Annotated in this window: 17 protein-coding genes and 1 other RNA gene; 8 read left to right on the plus strand and 10 right to left on the minus strand. The window is 64.8% G+C overall.

What is annotated here, in order from left to right; all coding sequences use genetic code 11:
- Positions 1-35: 35 nt before the first annotated feature.
- Positions 36-761, minus strand: a complete 726-nt coding sequence (locus tag ABEA12_RS02460) for a FadR/GntR family transcriptional regulator (protein WP_210100705.1) — start codon at positions 759-761, stop codon at positions 36-38.
- A gap of 213 nt (positions 762-974) precedes the next feature.
- Here ABEA12_RS02460 and gndA point away from each other — a divergent pair, with 213 nt between their 5' ends.
- Together gndA and ABEA12_RS02470 are read left to right on the plus strand one after the other, a co-directional pair.
- On the plus strand, positions 975-2,414 hold the full coding sequence (gene gndA / locus ABEA12_RS02465) for an NADP-dependent phosphogluconate dehydrogenase (protein ID WP_210100706.1): 1,440 nt from the start codon (positions 975-977) through the stop codon (positions 2,412-2,414).
- A gap of 157 nt (positions 2,415-2,571) precedes the next feature.
- Complete coding sequence (locus ABEA12_RS02470) at positions 2,572-3,576, plus strand: aldo/keto reductase family protein (protein ID WP_210100707.1); 1,005 nt, start codon at positions 2,572-2,574, stop codon at positions 3,574-3,576.
- Positions 3,577-3,606: 30 nt separating this feature from the next.
- Here the strand turns inward: ABEA12_RS02470 and ABEA12_RS02475 are convergent, their stop codons facing one another.
- The 8 genes from ABEA12_RS02475 to msrA all read right to left on the minus strand — a co-directional run bounded on the left by ABEA12_RS02475 (position 3,607) and on the right by msrA (position 8,037).
- A complete protein-coding gene (locus tag ABEA12_RS02475; RefSeq protein WP_210100708.1) occupies positions 3,607-3,999 on the minus strand; it encodes an MDR/zinc-dependent alcohol dehydrogenase-like family protein in 393 nt (130 codons plus the stop codon).
- On the minus strand, positions 3,954-4,172 hold the full coding sequence (locus ABEA12_RS02480) for a hypothetical protein (protein ID WP_210100709.1): 219 nt from the start codon (positions 4,170-4,172) through the stop codon (positions 3,954-3,956). Before ABEA12_RS02480 ends, ABEA12_RS02475 begins: the two co-directional genes overlap by 46 nt.
- A gap of 49 nt (positions 4,173-4,221) precedes the next feature.
- On the minus strand, positions 4,222-4,404 hold the full coding sequence (locus tag ABEA12_RS02485; protein WP_210100710.1) for a hypothetical protein: 183 nt from the start codon (positions 4,402-4,404) through the stop codon (positions 4,222-4,224).
- A gap of 436 nt (positions 4,405-4,840) precedes the next feature.
- Positions 4,841-5,107, minus strand: coding sequence for a hypothetical protein (locus ABEA12_RS02490; RefSeq protein ID WP_210100711.1), 267 nt, complete (start codon positions 5,105-5,107; stop codon positions 4,841-4,843).
- A 75-nt stretch (positions 5,108-5,182) separates the two neighbouring features.
- Positions 5,183-5,608: a hypothetical protein gene (locus ABEA12_RS02495; RefSeq protein ID WP_210100712.1), complete on the minus strand. Its 426-nt coding sequence runs from the start codon at positions 5,606-5,608 to the stop codon at positions 5,183-5,185.
- Positions 5,609-5,735: 127 nt separating this feature from the next.
- Positions 5,736-6,320: a serine O-acetyltransferase EpsC gene (gene epsC, locus ABEA12_RS02500; protein WP_210100713.1), complete on the minus strand. Its 585-nt coding sequence runs from the start codon at positions 6,318-6,320 to the stop codon at positions 5,736-5,738.
- A 138-nt stretch (positions 6,321-6,458) separates the two neighbouring features.
- Positions 6,459-7,394, minus strand: a complete 936-nt coding sequence (cysK, locus tag ABEA12_RS02505) for a cysteine synthase A (protein ID WP_210100714.1) — start codon at positions 7,392-7,394, stop codon at positions 6,459-6,461.
- Between the two features lie 100 nt (positions 7,395-7,494).
- Complete coding sequence (msrA, locus tag ABEA12_RS02510; protein WP_210102542.1) at positions 7,495-8,037, minus strand: peptide-methionine (S)-S-oxide reductase MsrA; 543 nt, start codon at positions 8,035-8,037, stop codon at positions 7,495-7,497.
- A 205-nt stretch (positions 8,038-8,242) separates the two neighbouring features.
- On the opposite strand from msrA, the gene ABEA12_RS02515 reads away from it, so the two are divergent.
- The 4 genes from ABEA12_RS02515 to ABEA12_RS02530 all read left to right on the plus strand — a co-directional run bounded on the left by ABEA12_RS02515 (position 8,243) and on the right by ABEA12_RS02530 (position 12,569).
- Entirely contained in the window at positions 8,243-9,292 is a 1,050-nt protein-coding gene (locus ABEA12_RS02515) for a Nif3-like dinuclear metal center hexameric protein (protein WP_345466232.1), read from the plus strand.
- Between the two features lie 119 nt (positions 9,293-9,411).
- Entirely contained in the window at positions 9,412-11,130 is a 1,719-nt protein-coding gene (locus ABEA12_RS02520; RefSeq protein ID WP_210100715.1) for an HNH endonuclease signature motif containing protein, read from the plus strand.
- Between the two features lie 240 nt (positions 11,131-11,370).
- A complete protein-coding gene (locus ABEA12_RS02525) occupies positions 11,371-12,111 on the plus strand; it encodes a zinc ribbon domain-containing protein (protein WP_210100716.1) in 741 nt (246 codons plus the stop codon).
- Between the two features lie 11 nt (positions 12,112-12,122).
- Positions 12,123-12,569 (plus strand): VOC family protein, encoded by a 447-nt coding sequence (locus ABEA12_RS02530; RefSeq protein ID WP_345466237.1) that lies wholly within the window; start codon positions 12,123-12,125, stop codon positions 12,567-12,569.
- Here ABEA12_RS02530 and ABEA12_RS02535 read toward each other — a convergent pair.
- Positions 12,566-13,354, minus strand: coding sequence for a YaaA family protein (locus tag ABEA12_RS02535; protein WP_210100717.1), 789 nt, complete (start codon positions 13,352-13,354; stop codon positions 12,566-12,568). The two genes, ABEA12_RS02530 and ABEA12_RS02535, sit on opposite strands and share 4 nt — an antisense overlap.
- A gap of 174 nt (positions 13,355-13,528) precedes the next feature.
- Here ABEA12_RS02535 and rnpB point away from each other — a divergent pair.
- Positions 13,529-13,894: RNase P RNA component class A (gene rnpB, locus ABEA12_RS02540), an RNA gene on the plus strand.
- 152 nt (positions 13,895-14,046) lie between these two features.
- A complete protein-coding gene (locus tag ABEA12_RS02545) occupies positions 14,047-14,259 on the plus strand; it encodes a hypothetical protein (RefSeq protein ID WP_210100718.1) in 213 nt (70 codons plus the stop codon).
- Positions 14,260-14,505: the final 246 nt, after the last annotated feature.

Here is a 14,505-nt window from a genome sequence, read left to right on the forward strand (position 1 = left end):
GGGGCAAGTCATCTGCTGCCCCGAGGAGGGCCCGCCTAAATACGGGGAAGCGGGAAAAGCCGTGGCTGGTGGGCCCAGACACCGCAGATCTCCTCGTTGGTGCGTCGCATGATCAACTCCATGGATTCGCGCGCCAGCGCCGGGCGCCCGGCGGAAATCGCATCGGCAACCGCTTGGTGCCAGGCCAGCGCCTCCTCGTGCGGTCGTTCGGGCATCAACCCCAGCTCGGTCCGCCCGCGAAGGGTCGCACCGATCGGATTCGCCAGGTTGGCAAACATCTCGTTGCCCGATGCGGCTAGGACCAGGGCATGGAACCGGATATCGAGCTCCAGGAACGATCCAAGGTCCCCGGAGCGGCCGGCATGGCGCATCTGCGCCGCAACGCTCAGAAGCTCCGCACAGAATTCGGCCGGTGCGTGTTCGGCCGCCAGCTCGGCGGCCATGGGCTCGACGGCCACCCGCAGCTCGGTGAGCGAACGCAATTGCGTCCCCTGCCCGTCCCCGGCCAACCGCCAGCGGATCACCAGCGGGTCAAAGGGGTTCCAGTCCTGGGCGGGCAGCACCCGGATCCCCACCCGCTTGGTGGAAAGAACCAGTCCGGCCGCTGCCAGCACGCGGACCGCCTCGCGGATCACCGAACGCGAGACGCCCAGTTCGGTCTCCAGCTCCGCAGCAAGGATCACCTCGCCGGGGCGAAAAGAACCGTCGACGATGCGGCTTCCGACGTGTTCGATGGCCTGCTGGTGCAGTGATGTGGGCATGAATCAACCTTAGCGCTAAACGGGTAGCTGAAACCCGCCGGCCAGACGTGCCAAAAGCGCAGATCCATAGGGCAATCCGGGTGTGCGCCGCGTGTTTGTCTGGCCTTGTGCGCACCGGACAAACTAAAGTGGAAGACAGTCACGTAGCCGTGCCCGGTGCCTCTGGAAACCGGAAATCGCCCGGCCCAGCAAAATCGCAACGATGGAGACTTCATGCCTGCACAGATCGGCGTCACCGGCCTAGCCGTCATGGGCGCAAACCTCGCCCGGAACTTCGCCCGCAACGGATACACCGTGGCGCTGCACAACCGTTCGGTGGCCAAGACCGACGCGCTGCTTGAAGCCCATGGCGACGAGGGAAACTTCATCCGCACCGAGACCATGGAAGAACTGGTCGCGAGCCTTGAAACCCCGCGCCGGGTCATGCTCATGGTCAAGGCCGGCGCGCCGGTCGACTCGGTCATCGACTCCCTGGTTCCCCTGCTTGAAGAGGGCGACATCATCATTGACGGCGGCAACTCGAACTTCGTGGACACCCGACGCCGCGAGGCCGATCTTGCCACCAAGGGCTTGCACTTCGTGGGCGTCGGGGTATCCGGCGGCGAGGAGGGCGCACTTCTTGGCCCCTCGATCATGCCCGGCGGTTCCAAGGAGTCCTACAAGGCGTTGGGCCCGATGCTGGAAAAGATCTCGGCCAAGGCCGATGACGGTGCACCGTGCTGCGCCTGGATCTCCACCGACGGCGCGGGACACTTCGTCAAGATGGTCCACAACGGCATCGAATACGCCGACATGCAAGTCATCGGCGAGGCCTTCGACCTGCTGCGCACCGGCGCCGGCATCGAGCCCGCCGAGCAGGCAACCATCTTCGAACAGTGGAACAAGGGCGAGCTCTCCTCCTTCCTGATCGAGATCACCGCCGAGGTCCTGGGCCACGTCGATGCCAAGACCGGCAAGCCGTTCGTCGATGTGATCGTTGATTCCGCCGGACAGAAGGGTACCGGCCGCTGGACCGTGCAGTCCGCACTGGACCTGGGCTCCCCGACCTCGGCCATCGCCGAGTCGGTCTTTGCCCGCGGATTGTCCTCGCAGCGCGACCAGCGCGCCATCGGCCAGGAAGTTCTCACCGGCCACGGCGTCGCGGTGGAGATGGGCGAGGGCTTCGTCGAGGACGTGCGCCAGGCACTCTTTGCCTCCAAGCTGGTCTCCTACGCCCAGGGCTTGGACATGCTCACCAGCGCCGGGATCGAGTACAACTGGGAGCTCAAGCTCGATGAGATCGCCGCGCTCTGGCGTGAGGGCTGCATCATCCGTGCCGCACTGCTTGCGGACATCACCAAGGCTTACGCCAAGGATGAGAAGCCGGCCAACCTGCTCGTCGCCCCGGCCTTTGCCCAGGCCATCGCGCAGGCGGTCCCGGCCTGGCGCCGCGTGGTGTCCACCGCCGTCCAGCTGGGCGTCCCGGTTCCGGTGTTCTCCTCCTCGCTGGCCTACTATGACGGGCTGCGCCGGCCGCGCCTGCCGGCGGCACTGACCCAGGGCCTGCGCGACCTCTTCGGAGCCCACACCTACAACCGTGTGGATTCCGAAGGCTCCTTCCACACCCAGTGGACCGGGGACAAGACCGAGGTCGAGGCCGAAGACACCCACTAACCTTCTCCCATTCACCGCCCAGGAGGCGGCGCACCCGGATCATTCGGCGGTGCGCCGCCTCGTGCGCTTTGTCTTTGGTGCCATCGATCTCCCGGTGCCCGACAAACCGTCGCCACATGTCTTGTCCGCTTCTGGTGGCGGGCATAGGCTCAAATCCATGGACTACCGATTCCTCGGGGCCTCCGGGCTCAAGATCACCGAAATCACCTACGGCAACTGGCTGACCCACGGTTCCCAAGTGGGCAACGACGTCGCCACGGCCTGCGTGAATGCTGCACTCGATGCGGGCATCACTACCTTCGACACGGCCGACGCTTACGCCAACGGCGCCGCCGAGCAGGTGCTTGGGGCGGCGCTGAAAACGCAGCGCCGTGAATCCCTTGAGGTCTTCACCAAGGTCTACTGGCCCGTGGGACCCAAGGGCCCCAATGACACAGGCCTGTCGCGCAAGCACATCATGGAGGGCATCAACGGATCCCTGTCCCGGCTGGGCATGGACTACGTCGACCTCTACCAGGCGCACCGCTATGACCACCAGACCCCGTTGGAAGAAACGATCCAGGCATTCGCCGACGTTGTACGTGCCGGCAAGGCCCTGTACATCGGGGTCTCGGAGTGGAACGCCGAACAGCTGCGCGCCGGCCAGTCCCTGGCCAAGGCGGCAGGGTTCGCGCTGGTGTCCAACCAACCGCAGTATTCGGCTCTGTGGCGGGTGATCGAGGCGCAGGTGGTCCCGGCGTCCAAGGAGCTGGGCATGTCCCAGGTCGTCTGGTCGCCGATGGCCCAGGGTGTGCTTTCCGGGAAGTACCGTCCGGGACAGGGCGCGCCGGCCGGAAGCCGGGCGACCGATGAGATGGGCGGAAAGAACACGATCTCGGGCTTCCTGGACGAGACGGTGCTTCAGCGCGTGCAGAAACTGCGGCCGATCGCCGAGCAACTGGGCCTTGAAATGTCCCAGCTGGCGATCGCGTGGGTGCTGCAGAACCCGAATGTCGCCACCGCTCTGTTCGGTGCCTCGCGTCCCGAACAGGTCACCGAGAACGTCAAGGCCTCCGGTGTGGTGATCCCGGCGGAATTGATGGAGCAGATCGATACGGCCCTAGCCGAGAGCGTGGAGCGGGATCCGGCCAAGACCGTAAGCCCGCTGGAGCGCCCTGTGTGATCGGCCGGCGCCGGGCCAACTTCCCGGCGCCTACCGTGGCTGCGGAACCACCACCATCTTCCCGCCGATCCGGTAGCGGCTGCCTGCCTCAAGCATCCGGTGGGCGTGGGCAGTTGCCCAGAGCGGCAGGGTCGCTCCGATGTGTGAGGAGATCCCGGGCCCCGCGAAAAACTTGTTCAGGTGCCCCGCCGCCAAGGCAAGGTCGGGCACCGACGCATTGCTGATCGCGAACCCGTGGATAGAGATGTCCCTGGGGTACAGCGCGCCGGTGTCGATATCTTGGTGCGCATCGATGCCTGCGGTGTGGATGACCCGTCCTCCAACGCCCAGCAATCCGGCTTGTTCGTTGATCGGCAGGGAACCCGAGCAGTCCCAGATCACCGAGGCGCCTTCCCCGGCAGCGTTGCCCAGTTTCTCCAGCATGTCCGGATCCCGGTAATCCAGTACCTCCCCGCCACCCAATCCGTGTCGCGGGCCCCGGCAACGGCGATGACCCGGCACCCGGCGGCCACGGCGATCTGCACCGCGGCGGAACCCACGGCGCCGCCGGCACCGCAGATGACCACCATCTCATCGGGGGGAGATCCGCGCCTCACGCAGCAATCCCAGGTACGCGGTGGCCGCACCATGAAGAACGGTTACGGCCTAGGTGGGTGCTACCCCGGCGGGCAAGGCATGGGCGCATTCGGCCGGGACCAGGACGTAGTCGCTGAAACTTCCCTGGCGGCCGGCATGGCCCAGGGAATTGCACCAGAACCTGTGCCCGAGGTTGAATCCCTCGGTGCCCGGCCAGGATCCCCACCACGTCGCGTCCAACGATGAAGGCAAACTCCATCCGAGTCGGGTAGGCACCGGAGCGAACGGGCAAGTCAACGTGGTCCACCGCCAGGACCTCGGTTCGCAGCAGCAGCTCCTCGTGGCCTGGGACGGGTACCGGAAGCAATCCGTACCTGATCTTTCCGGGGGTCCCGGGCGCATCGATGAACGCGGCGTGCATCGCCTGCGGCACGGCTGACTGCTTCGGGTCGGTGTGCTGCTGCATCCGGTTCTGGTCCAAGGACGGTGGTGGACGTGCGCTGTGCTCCTTCAGCGTAGCGAGCACCTTGTGTGGGGTTGGCGTGCTCGGGCCGACCCGCCGTCCCTGGCCCTTCAGCGCGGCCAGTTGCCCCTTCATGCCGAGGTATGTGCCGCCATCGGTCAGGATCCACCCAAGGTCCATAGGCGCCCGTGCCCGTTTCCCGGATTGGGCGAAGAGCGTGGCCCGTTAGATTTGGGCCCGGTGCTGTCGTCTCGCAGGCAGCGAACTCATCCGCTGCGACTCTTTGATTGCCTCGTGCCCCGCGAGGAGGTAGCCTTCTGGTGCCGCCCGGCTATGCCCCGTGGGGATCAACGCGAACGTCGATGCAGTCTCGAGGTCGGTGACACCGTCGGTGAGATCGAGGGTCCGGTCCCATTCGCCCATCTTGGTGTAGAACCGTGCCCACGACACAGCCGCGATGCTGCCGGGCTTCAGGGCCCCGATAACGTCCACTGCGCCCTGGAGCCTGCCGCGGCACTGGCGGATCCCGGCGACCAACAGGACAAGGAAACCGGGGCCCGCGGAAGATCAACGGTAATGCCATCGGCGATGGCCGGCTTGGTCGTACTTGGCGATGAGCCGGTCCGTGCCAGAAACGCAGCCCGCCGGCAGCAAGGTCCCCCACGGCGTCGTGGCGCGCTCTAGGTCTCCGGTCGGCAGTGCCTCCTCAAGGAACTCACGGAAGGCGACGATGCTTCGGACCTGCGCCGATTGACCGAACCGAGGACGGGCTCCAGGCGTGAAACCGGCGCCTTGTACAGGTGCTTCTCCTGCTTCGGTGCGAACAGCCTTGGCATTGGCCCGTGCAGGACCCCCCAGCGACGGGGACCTGCGGGCGGAGCGGGAAGTGCTCGCTCGTTTGCGGCCGCGGTGCGCGGAAAAGGTGGAGCCGTGGGTCATCCCGGTGCCGGTGAGACGCGCGGAGGAATCAGGGCTCCGCGGACCCCTACGCATGGCCAGAGGCTTTTGGTCGCGGTCATATCAAGATCCCCGGGGGCGACCTTGAACGACTTGCGCATCGCGGACCCTTGTACCCCGCTTCCCGTTCCTGTCGTTATCGTTCTGCCCCCTGGTGGACCTGCTAGATCCACATGGCCGGGTCGATGTACGCAGCCGGGTCGACCGCTGGCTTGCGTTGCTCGGGGGAGCGCGGACGGTTCTTGGCCGGGATCCCGGTGATGCTGGAGTCCTCCGGTGCGTCCTTGACCACCACGGCGTTGGCGCCGATGGCCGAATCCGCGCCGATCACAATGGGCCCCAGCACCTTGGCGCCGGCACCGATGACCACCCGGTCACCGATGGTCGGGTGCCGCTTGACCTTCGCCAGCGAACGCCCGCCGAGGGTGACCCCGTGGTAGATCATCACGTCGTCGCCGATCTCGGCGGTCTCCCCGATGACCACGCCCATGCCGTGGTCGATGAAAAAGCGCCGGCCGATGGTCGCCCCGGGGTGAATCTCTATCCCGGTCAGGAAGCGCCCGGCCTGGGAGAGCAGCCGTGCGGGGAACTGCAGCTTCGGGTTCTGCCACAGCTTGTGGGTTAGCCGGTGGATCCAGATCGCATGCAACCCGGAGTAGGCAAGGAAATTCTCGGCGTTGCCGCGGGCCGCCGGATCATGCGCACTGGCGCCGCGGAGGTCTTCGGCTAGTCGGGAAAGGAAACTCACACCTTGGCCTTTGTTCGTGATGTCGGTACTGCCGATCCGCGGCGCGCGGAAGCCGCGGATCGGATGAAAAATTGGGAAACGGCCAAACGGCGCACGGTTTCCCATGCGCCGCCGCTGCCCGTCGGGAGCGGGGCCCTCTTAGCCACGGATGTCGTCAAAGAGCAGCGTGGAGATGTAGCGTTCGCCGAAGTCCGGAATCAAGGCGACGATGAGCTTGTCCCTGTTTTCCTCGCGCTTGGCTACTTCCAGTGCGCCCCATACCGCAGCGCCGGCGGAGATACCCCCAAGGATCCCCTCCTTCACGCCGAGCGACCGGGCCATGGCGACCGAATCCTCGATGGAGGCATCGAGCACCTCGTCGTAGAGATCGGTGTCAAGCACCTCGGGAATGAAGTTGGCGCCCAGGCCCTGGATCTTGTGCGGACCGGGCTTGCCACCGGTGAGGATCGGCGAATCCTTCGGCTCGACGGCGATGACCTGCAGGTCCTTCTTCTGCTCCTTGAGGTAGCCGCCGGCACCGGTGATGGTGCCGCCGGTGCCGATGCCGGCAACGAAGATGTCCACCGCTCCGTCGGTGTCTTCCCAGATCTCCGGTCCGGTGGTCGTGGCGTGGATCCGGGGGTTGGCCTCGTTGGCGAACTGCTGGGCCCAGACCGCGTTCTCGGTGGTCGCGACGATTTCCTTGGCCTTCTCCACCGCACCGCGCATGCCCTCGGAACCCGGGGTCAGCACGATCTCGGCGCCAAAGGCACGCAGCATTACGCGGCGCTCGGTGCTCATGGTCTCGGGCATGGTCAACACGACCTTGTAGCCGCGTGCCGCACCGACCATGGCCAAGGCGATGCCGGTGTTGCCGGAAGTGCCCTCCACGATCGTGCCGCCGGGATGCAGTGCGCCGGAAGTCTCCGCGGCGTCAACGATTGCCACACCGATACGGTCCTTGACCGAGTTGGCCGGGTTGTAGAACTCCAGCTTCACCGCAATGTTGCCAGGCAGTCCGGCACCCAGGCGATTCAGGCGCACCAGCGGGGTGCGGCCAACAATTTGCGTGACGTCGTTGTAGATCTTCGACATGGTGTCCTTAGTCCTTGGAGTGTGTTGGTGCGGGCACCGGAGAGCTCGTAGCTTGGGCTTTGTCCGACACCGGATGTGCGTTAGTTGTGTACAAGCCTAGTCAGGCGCGAGGTGTTGCGGGTTCCTCGAGCCATGTTGCGTAATATTTCCTGGCCTTGGCCAGCTTCGGGTCGATGATGACCCGGCAGTATCCCTCGGAGGAGAACCTGTTGTAGTAGTCTTGGTGGATCCCCTCGGCCACGAAGAAGTCCGCAGGGGCCTCGAAGGTGGTGACCAGGGGCTCGGGGTACATCGAGGCGAACTTCCGCGCGCTTTGGTCGAAGAGCTCGCGTTGCGCGGCATCCAGCGGGAACATCACCGAGCGGTACTGGGTGCCTACGTCGTAGCCCTGGCGGTTCAGCGTCGTGGGGTCGTGGGTGGTGAAGAACATGTCGAGGATGACCTCGGAGGGCACGATGGCCGGATCGAATGTTACGGCGACGGCCTCGGCATGGCCGGTGCCCCCGTTGCAGACCGAGCGGTAGTGCGGTGCCGGGTCCGCCCCGCCTGTGTACCCGGAGAGGACCGAGGAGACCCCGCGGGTGCGCTGATATACCGCGTCCAGGCACCAGAAGCACCCCCCGCCGAGCACATAGGTGTGCAGTTGGCTCCCGTCGGGACCAGTGCTTGTGGCCGAAAAGCGAATGGGTGTGCTGGAGATCGAAAAGTCTTTCACATCTAGAGACAAGCACGGCGGTGCCCGATTCATTCCCGGTACATCGGCTTCGGTGCCTAACCGCACTCCTGTGCCTCTGCGCCCGCCCGGGGACCTATGCGCCATTCCCAGCCGCTGCGGTTACGGTAGAAGCATGCAGAGCAACAAGCAGCAGCCTGACCCCACTCCCATGATTCCCGGGTCGAAAGCCGCCTACGACGCACTCACGGCCGGGGGGCCCGGGGGGCAACCTGCCGGTTACACAGCGGAAAACCACACCGAAGATCCCGGTAGTCCCGCCGATGACGACGAAGCGCTCGTGCTCCCCGAGGCACAGCTCGCTTCCTCCGAGACGCCCTCCGCGGTCCTTCCCGCACCCACGCTGGGACAGGTCCTCGTTGCGGTCGAGGAACTCTGGCCTGCATCGCTGGCCGAGTCCTGGGACACCGTCGGACCGGTCGTCGGACGCCCGGAACGCGAGGTCAAGCGCATCATGTTCGCCGTTGACCCGACCCTGGAGGTCGTGTCCGACGCCGTTGCCCGCGGAACCGACCTGTTGATCACCCACCACCCGCTGCTACTGCGCGCGGTGAATTCCGTGGCGGCCACCGGATTCAAGGGCGAGGCCGTGCACCTGCTCATTGAATCGGGCTGCGCCCTTCTCACCGCCCACACCAACGCAGACTCGGCAATCGGCGGGGTCTCGGATGTACTGGCCGACATCTTCGGGCTCACCGACACCCAACCGTTGGCACCCTCGAGGGACGGACTTCCCGAAGAAGGCATCGGCCGCGTCGGCTTGCTGCCCGAACCCCTGACTCTGGCCGACTTCGCGTCCCGCGTCTATTCGGCGATGCCCTCGGTCGCAGGGGGAGTGCGCGTGGCGGGCCAACAGGATGGCCTGGTGCGCAAGGTCGCGGTATGCGGCGGTGCCGGGGATTCGCTCTTTGACGCGGTCCGAGCCTCCGAGGCCGACGTGTACGTCACCGCCGACTTGCGCCACCACCCGGCATCCGAGGCGCGCGAGGCGGCGTTGCACGGAAAGCCCTACCTCATCGATGTCTCGCACTTCGCCTCCGAGTGGCTTTGGCTGCCCACCGGCGCAGATGCGCTGAAAAATGTGCTCCATGACTTGGGGTACGACGTTGAAATCGGCGTCTCGGCCATCAACACCGATCCGTGGGACTTCATCCTCACTCCCTGACCGGAGGCCTGGGCCTCCTGGCACAAGCTGACGGATGAACAGCAGGGCCGGAGCACGTTCTGCACAGGCCGGCCCAAGGCTCTGGTGCACTCTGGGGCCTCAGGGGCAGGATGGGTCCCATGCAGAGCACAAGCAGCGTCCTCGACTCGGTCCTCGCCGCCATCGCCGCGGCGCTGGAGACGGAGGCCCGAATCACACCGGTCACCGGCACCCCGGTCGATCCACTTCGAGTGATGGCGGCCATTGGCCTGCTGGCCCGCCCGATGTTGGATGCCGCCGCAGCGTCGCTTGGCGGTTCCCCCGTACGCGCTGCAATGTTCACCCACCTGTCCGAGAAGGCTTCCCATGCAGGCGCCTACGCCCAGATCCTCGCCGCCGGAACCTGTGTGGATACCGAAGTCCACACACTTACCGACGCACCGCTGGCCGCGGTCAACCGGATGCTCGAAGACCTGGAACCTTTCGTCTGCGGCAGTGCTGTGCTGCCTGACGATATTCTCACCGGCCCGGATCGCAAGGCCCTGCACAAGGACCCCGCGGATTTCCTCAAGTCCCAACTCCATGTGGGCTATTTCGCCGCTAGGCACCGCATCAGCACCCATCAACGGCTCATGGACCACCACGGGACCGACGGGCGCACGCAGCCTCCCACCTGTCCTCGCTTGGGGGAGGTGCTGACCGGAGGCAGAACCGATCCACGACTGATAGCCAACTCGGCGGCCAAGCTCGTCGCCCTCCAGCCGGTACTCGAAGCCCAACCCGACCCGCAAGGGGCGGGGGACCGGCTTGAGCGGCAGCTTGCCCGGACACTGGAAACCGGCGACAACGCCAGCGTCGGGAAATTCATGAGGCGGGCCGCCATTGAATTGGACGGCACCACTGTGGAGCGCGGCGAAGCCGAGACCGCGCGTTACCTGGGCCTGCGCTTCAAGGGCCACAAGTCTGCCGGGTACCTCTGGGAACTGACCACCGATACCGAGGGCCACGAGTTGCTAGCGACCATGGCCGATGACCTGAACAATCCGCGATCCGGCAGCGGCGCCCCCTGCACACCGACCAACGGCAACCCCTGCGAGCCGCACGATACCGAGCCACCATTGATCCCCGCATGGGCCATCGACCCCTCTATCCCTGTGCAGGACCGGCCCCGGGCGGAATTCAACGATCTGGGAATGCCCCCGGCCACTTCTCCGGAAGGGTGGCTCAACGTAGAAGCCCTGCCCGGGGAAACACCTGAGGAAGCTAATGCCAGGCACCGCGCCCAACGTCTTTCCCAGGCCCTCATGGATGCCCTGCGCACCTGGATGGATCCGGCTTCCCCTGTGGACTCGACCCTTCCCATGAAATCGCGCATCGAGCTACTGGTGATGATCGATTACGGCTCCCTCACCGGTGCGCTTCAGAAACCGGGGCTGACCCCGCATGGGGAGTACATCTCGGCAGCTGCGGCAAGGCGCATGGCCTGCAACGCAGGCATAATGCCCCTGGTCATGGGTGGCAAGACCCAGCCTTTGGACCTGGGGCAACGGCGTCGCTTCTTCAGCAAAGGACAAAAGCGTGCAATTGCCGCCCGCGACCGCGGATGCGCGAATCCCGGCTGCTCGATGCCAACCCACCGCTGCGAGGTCCATCACATCAAGCCCTTCTCCGAGGGCGGGAGGACGGACGTCAGCAACGGCGCCTTACTGTGCATTCGCTGCCACACTTCCTTCCATGCCGGAAACTTCAAGATCACTGTCATCGAGGAGATTCCCCACGTGGTGCAGCCTGCCTCCCGCGACCCCCTGCAAAGACCACGGCGAAACTGGGTCTTTCACCCCGAAACCGCAGCTGCCTAGGAACCCACCTTTGGGTCTCGTGGGTCCCGCGAACAAGGTCTCCTCCCGAACTTCCGTGTTTGTGTCCTACGAAGTTGTGAACTCCTGGTCGCGGTGCGTGAACGAGCAACGATTCCAGTCTCCGGCGGGTCATATTCCCTGCGATGTTCCTTGACTGACTAGGGTTATGGCTAAGCGATCACTGATCGTGCGACGCATACCAGGAACGGCCGCGCCACGGCGCGCACAGGGGAGGACACCATGGCAAAGGCAGCACCGGAGGAACAACTTCGACTCTTGGACGTGGCAGCGCTGGATTCCCAGACGACCAAGCTGGCCCGTGAGATTACCGAGGCCACTGCGGATGCAGATCTCGATGCGGCCCAAACAGCACTTGATGAGGTGCGATCGGTACAGGCCGAAGTGCAGGAACGCGTCGAAACCGCCGCTGGCGCGCTGAAGGAATCAGAGCTGGCCGTCGAAAAGGTCGCTGCGCACATCGCCAAGGATCAGGCACGCATCAATGCCAATGCGGGAACCGCCAGCGACATGATGGCCCTGTCCCATGAAATCGATTCGCTCACGGTGCGCCGCAACGGACTTGAAGACACGCAACTCGAATTGATGGGAACCCTTGAGGAAGTCCAGGAGGAAGCGGCCGAAGCCGAAAAGCTTACCGCTGCACGGGCGTCCGAACACGCAGAGCACCTCGCCCGCCGCGACACCGTCATCGGTGCGCTCCAGGCCAGGCTTGCCGAAACAAAGATCGCCCGTGCGGAGCTGGCCGCCACATTCGATGAAACGCTGATGGGCACCTACGATCGGATACGCACCCGCAATGGCATCGGGGCAGCCCGCCTATTCCACGGCAAGTCGGAGGCCAGTGGCATCGCGTTGTCAGCCGGTGACCTGGCGGAGATCAAGGCTTCCAGGCCAGATGAGCTGGTGTTCTGCCCGGATACCGGGGCGATCCTGGTCCGCAGCTCCGAGTGGGGTGCCTGAATGTTCGCATCGTGAGCGAGCAGGCGGCACATGGATCCGGGCGTTTGCACCACACCGAAATCTGGGTGCGTGATGTGGACGCCTCCCGGGCGTCGCTCGGATGGTTGTTCGAGGAGCTCGGCTATGTCCCGGGTGGGACCTGGGCCCACGGGACCAGCTACGTCGGCGAGCGTGACTATATCGTCCTTGAGTCCGGTCCCGATGTACTGGACGAGCCTCATCGGCGCCGTTCCCCGGGGCTGAACCACTTGGCTTTCGTCGCCGGTTCCCGGCTAAGGGTCAACCAGCTTGCTGCCAAAGCCTTGGAGCACGGCTTCATCCTGCTTTTCGAAGATGCCAGCCCCTACGCCGGAGGCCCGGGCCACTATGCGGTTTACCTTCAGGATGAGGCGGGGTTCGAGGTCGAGCTGGTCGCCGAGGATCCCGGCCGCGCCGATCACGAAGCGTTGCGGGGCTAGTTGCCGACTGCCTTGAATGCGTGGTCCTCGGGCAGGATGATGTTTAGTTGGTGCGCCTTGCGCGCCGTGCCGGGGATGAGCTCGGCTTTCCATCGTTCATGTGCGGCTGCCAGCAGTTCCTCGGGACTCTTTACGTCGGCGCCGCGAGTCAAAAGGTGTGAGGCGAGTTCGCCACGGGTGTGCTTGGCAAAGTGTGACACGACCTTGAGCTTGCCGCTGCGTAGCTGGAACACCGCGACGCTGACGGTGTTTTCCGCCGGAGGGGCCCATGCCGCCGCGTAGGTGCTGGAGCGGCAATCGACCACGAGCCCGTCGCCGGCCCGGGCGTTGAGCACCGGTGTCAGCCGGGGTTTCCACCAGCTGGCCAGTTTTCCGATCTCGGGCAGCTTCACCGACATTGAGAGCCGGTAGGCAGGGATGCGGTCGGCGAAACCCACAGCCCCCCACAATGCGGAAATCACCAGGATGGAAGAATCCGCCCTTTTGCGCGCAGCTTCATCGAGTCGGTCGTAGCCAAGGGCCTCAAAGAGCACTCCGGTGTAAACGGTATGGGCAGCGGCCGCCGGCTCCGTGTGCAGGTCGATGTTTCGTGTCACGGCCGCGACCAACGACTTTCCGACTCCCAGGACCTCCAAGGCATCATCGGCGCCCGATACGGCGGACAGCACCGTGAGGAGTTGCTGGCGGGATGCGTTCAGTTCGGGAAACTGCAGGGAATCGGCGTCGAAGGGTGCGCCGTGGCCGGCAGGTTGTTTGCCTTCGGAAGGCGGAAGCAGAATAAGCACCAACCAAGCCTAGTCGGCCCGCGAGCCACTTCCTGATTCCGGTCCTTGCTTGAAACCGCCACGAGCAATGCGCCCGGTAGCCGTTCACCGGCGTTCTGCCGGTTTCATCTGGCCACAGTTCGATCGGTGCGTGGTCGCTTGGCTGCGGAGGAGCGACTAGACTTGGATGCTGGACGGGATGGCTAGACGATCGCGTGCCACGCAAGTGGCCCGAGGAACGTCCGGGCTCCACAGAACGAGGTGGTGGGTAACGCCCACTCGGGGAAACCCGCAGGCCAGTGCCACAGAGAATAGACCGCCTGCACTTGTGCGGGTAAGGGTGAAACGGTGGTGTAAGAGACCACCAGCATTCCAGGTGACTGGAATGGCTTGGTAAACCCCACCTGGAGCAAGGTCATACAGACTACTGGGTTGTTCGCCCAATGTAGTCGGGTGGACCGCTTGAGGGTGTCGGCAACGGCGCTCCTAGATAGATGATCGTCACCGCGATTCGGGTAATCGACCGCGGCACAGAACCCGGCGTATCGGCCATCCCGTCCCTATCAAGAACCGCACATTCCTTCCCGTGGATTTCCGGACAGCCGATCAATCCTGCTTACAATTCAGGATCCCGCCGTTCATGTTTGGCTAGGGCGGTGCAGTGGGTAGAGGTCACCACGCAAATTCGACGTCAACATTAGGTCGGACCGACCGTGCACCAACTGGATTTGATCCACGCAGCAGCCGAAGACGTGGCTTCGGCCCGTATTCTCCTGAACGAACGAATCGAAGCTCTCCAGGACATCATGGCCACGGCGCTGGCCCACGCAGTACCCGGGCCCGACGTTGCTTACGACGCCCAGTCCGCACAGCTGACAGGTTCCGGTGCACCGTTGGGGCGTCGGGAAAAGAACACAGCCGCATAGGTACGTTCGAGCCCATCTGGATCAAGCGTTCAAGCCCCGGGGTTCGGCGCGGCAGTTGACCCAATGCATGCAGTGGCTCATCTGGCTGGTCGCGTCGAAATTCATTTTCCCTCCGAGGGCTGTCAGCGGAAGTTCTAAAGTGACCATAGGCGGCGATCCCCGCTGACCACCAGCGGCAATTGGACTGACCACCAGCGGCAACGGTTTTGACCACGGACGGCAACGTCTTCCGGCCCGTTTCCTGGC

Source organism: Paeniglutamicibacter antarcticus (genome assembly GCF_039544305.1).
GTDB lineage: Bacteria > Actinomycetota > Actinomycetes > Actinomycetales > Micrococcaceae > Paeniglutamicibacter > Paeniglutamicibacter antarcticus_C.